This is a genomic window from Chamaesiphon polymorphus CCALA 037 (genome assembly GCF_003003845.1).
Classification (GTDB): Bacteria; Cyanobacteriota; Cyanobacteriia; order Cyanobacteriales; family Chamaesiphonaceae; genus Chamaesiphon; species Chamaesiphon polymorphus.
This window is the reverse complement of record NZ_PVWO01000646.1, coordinates 1-2,720: the sequence shown is the minus strand read 5'-3', so window position 1 is coordinate 2,720 and position 2,720 is coordinate 1. Positions and strand designations below refer to the sequence as shown.

Here is a 2,720-nt window from a genome sequence, read left to right as displayed (position 1 = left end):
GCGGGGAGCGGGGGGAAGGGAAATCAATGATTGTATCATTCCTCAACTGGGCTACTCCCAAATAGATCTGTTAGTGACTACTTTGTCAATAGAACTACTGCATAAGCACAGATTCCTTCTTCTCTTCCGGTGGCGTCTAATTTCTCGTTGGTAGTAGCTTTGACACCAACTTGCTCCGGTGATAAGTGCAGAGCTGTTGCTAATCGATCGCGCATGGAATTAATATGGGGCTTGAGTTTGGGGCGTTCGGCAACGACTACCGTATCGAGATTACTAATTTGCCAACCGCGATCGATAATTAGAGTATTGACTTGTTTGAGGAGTTCGATACTATCAGCACCCGCCCATTTGGCGTCAGTAGGCGGAAAATAATGTCCGATATCGCCCAAACTCAAGGCACCCAACATCGCATCCATAATCGCATGAGTGAGGACATCGGCATCGCTATGTCCCAATAAACCCAGCTCGTGCTCGATTTGGATACCGCCTAAAATGAGGGGACGACCTGAAACGAGGCGATGAATGTCATAACCATTGCCGATCCGGATGTTCATGGAGTTTGCGGTATTGAATGTGTCAAAATATTTATTAGTATAGTTGGCGCGGCAGGTCGAGAACTAACTCTCGATCGTCAAAGAGCGATCCAGCCGATTTTAGGAACGGGGAGCGATGGAAATAGACAGGACAGTAGCGGTAGATATCGAGCCTACCATCACCGCTCAATTGCAACAACTCGCCAGCACGGAGCAAATAATTATTCTCTACGCTTGTGAGTCGGGAAGCCGAGCGTGGGGGTTTCCGTCGCCAGATAGCGACTACGACGTGCGGTTTATCTATCTGCGTCCGTTAGCATGGTATTTATCGATCGACGATCGTCCAGATACAATCGATCTACCCGTCAATTCACTACTGGATATTAATGGCTGGGATCTGCGCAAAGCGTTGAAATTATTTAAAGGATCGAATTCAGCAATCTACGAATGGATTCAATCGCCCATCGTCTATCGCGCTCATAGTAATCTCACTCAAAAATTACTAAACTTAGCCGATAATTATTATTCCTGTCGAGCGGGAATTCATCATTATCTGAATATGACGATCGGTTGCTATCGAGAACATCTGCAATCTGATACTGTCAAGTTAAAAAAATATTTCTATGCCTTACGTCCGATTTTAGCTGCCAAGTGGATCGTGACTCATCGAACATTTCCGCCGATGGTTTTGAGTAAATTGATGGAATTAATTAGCGATCGTCAAGAGATTGTCACTGAGATCGATCGACTCTTAACGATTAAAAAAACTGCTAATGAAGCCACTACGATCGCTGCCGTTCCGCTCCTCAACGAGTTTATTCGATCGGAAATCGAAAGTTGCGAACTAGCTGTCAAACTAATTCCTAAAGTCGATACCAATTCTACCCCTCTCGATCTTCTATTCAAGCAATATGCTCTCAATAGTGACTAGTAGTTTCGACCAGAAATTAAGTTACTATTGAGCGGGAAGCGGAACGCTGGGAGCGGGGAGCTGGGAGCAAAGATTGAGGGATAGTAATATCACTTAATTATGCGGCCTAGTACTAAAATCTCAACTATCAACTATCAACTATCAACTATCAACTATCAATTATCAATTATCAATTATCAATTATTAAAATGGATATCAAACGCGGCTTTTTAGAAGCAATCGGCAACACACCATTAATTCGGCTCAATAGCTTTAGCGATGCAACTGGATGTGAAATTTTAGGTAAAGCCGAATTTCTCAATCCCGGTGGTTCCGTCAAAGATCGGGCGGCTCTATATATTATCGAAGATGCCGAGCGACGCGGTACCCTCAAACCAGGCGGTACCGTCGTCGAAGGTACCGCTGGCAATACTGGCATCGGGCTGGCGCATATTTGTAATGCTAAGGGCTATAAATGCCTGATTATCATTCCCGAAACTCAGTCTGCCGAGAAAATAGAAGCATTACGCACCCTCGGCGCAGAAGTCCGCACAGTGCCCGCAGTACCGTACAAAGATCCAAATAATTATGTCAAATTATCTGGTCGCGTCGCTGCGGAAATGGAAAACGCGATCTGGGCGAATCAATTTGAAAATCTTGCCAATCGTCTGGCACACTACGAAACAACTGGGCCAGAAATGTGGGCGCAAACCGATGGCAAAATCGATGGCTGGGTAGCTTCGACGGGTACGGGGGGCACATTTGCAGGCGTGTCGATGTTCCTCAAAGAAAAAAATCCGCAGATAAAAAGTATCGTCGCCGATCCGATGGGTAGTGGCTTATATAGTTATGTCAAGACTGGCACGATTACCCTCGAAGGCAGTTCGATAACTGAAGGCATCGGCAATAGTCGGATTACGGGCAATATGGAAGGCGTACCTATCGATGATGCGATTCAAATTCCAGACCAAGAATGTATCGAAGTAGTCTATCAACTCCTCCGCAAAGATGGTTTATTTATGGGCGGATCGGTGGGAATTAATGTCGCAGCAGCAGTCAGACTGGCCAAACAAATGGGGCCAGGACACACGATCGTGACAATTTTATGCGATGGTGGTGCCCGCTATCAATCCCGCATCTTCGATCGAGCCTGGTTGGCAACTAAAGGTTTGAGCATCGATTAGAGAGAGTTGGGAGTTGGGAGTTGGGAGTTGGGAGTTGGGAGAGGAGGAGTAAAAAACACTCCATTACCCATTACCCATTACCCATTACTCATC

3 protein-coding genes are annotated in these 2,720 nt (G+C 45.8%); 2 read left to right on the top strand and 1 reads right to left on the bottom strand.

Annotation, left to right across the window (positions count from 1 at the left end):
- Positions 1 to 77 precede the first annotated feature (77 nt).
- Positions 78 to 554: a 2-C-methyl-D-erythritol 2,4-cyclodiphosphate synthase gene (ispF, locus tag C7B77_RS27710; RefSeq protein ID WP_106312656.1), complete on the bottom strand. Its 477-nt coding sequence runs from the start codon at positions 552 to 554 to the stop codon at positions 78 to 80.
- 115 nt (positions 555 to 669) lie between these two features.
- On the opposite strand from ispF, the gene C7B77_RS27705 reads away from it, so the two are divergent.
- Both C7B77_RS27705 and C7B77_RS27700 read left to right on the top strand, forming a co-directional pair.
- Positions 670 to 1,464 (top strand): nucleotidyltransferase domain-containing protein, encoded by a 795-nt coding sequence (locus tag C7B77_RS27705; protein ID WP_106312652.1) that lies wholly within the window; start codon positions 670 to 672, stop codon positions 1,462 to 1,464.
- Between the two features lie 188 nt (positions 1,465 to 1,652).
- Positions 1,653 to 2,627, top strand: coding sequence for a cysteine synthase A (locus tag C7B77_RS27700; protein ID WP_106312649.1), 975 nt, complete (start codon positions 1,653 to 1,655; stop codon positions 2,625 to 2,627).
- Positions 2,628 to 2,720: the final 93 nt, after the last annotated feature.